This window comes from Agromyces sp. Y558 (assembly GCF_059445415.1).
The window spans coordinates 1-484 of record NZ_JCAIUH010000007.1 but is presented as its reverse complement, the minus strand read 5'-3'; the positions used below and the strand labels follow the sequence as shown (position 1 = coordinate 484).

Genomic DNA, 484 nt, shown 5'->3' with positions numbered 1-484 from the left:
TCTTCGCATCACGATCCCCATACGGCTTCTTCGCATCACGATCCCCATACGGCTTCTTCGCATCACGATCCCCATACGGCTTCTTCGCATCACGATCCCCATACGGCTTCTTCGCATCGCCAGAGCCGCCGGCACGTTTCGCGTCACCATTCGGGCGCTTCGACGCCGAACCGTCACGAGCTCCTGAGGATGGTCGACCGCCCCTAACTCCACGAGCGGTTCCGTCGCCACTCCGGCCGCGCTGATCGCCTCGATCTTGGCGTCCCTGGTCTGCCGAATCATGCCTGGAGTCGCTCACGATAGTCCCGTCGAGTGTGGAGTCCTCATGGGACTCAACCGTACTGGGCCGCATTGTAAGCGACCCGTTAACGAAAAATGGCCACCCTCTTCGGGTGGCCACTCTCCTTAATGATTGTCCGGCGGTGTCCTACTCTCCCACAGGGTCCCCCCTGCAGTACCATCGGCGCTGCGAGTCTTAGCTTCC

At 61.0% G+C, this 484-nt stretch carries 1 protein-coding gene and 1 rRNA gene; both read right to left on the bottom strand.

The window, feature by feature from the left end:
* Positions 1-282 (bottom strand): hypothetical protein (locus tag AC1C2T_RS19445; protein WP_495386367.1); only part of this gene is annotated, 282 nt, incomplete at its 3' end.
* Positions 283-414: 132 nt separating this feature from the next.
* A 5S ribosomal RNA gene (gene rrf, locus AC1C2T_RS19440) occupies positions 415-484 on the bottom strand; the annotation flags it as partial.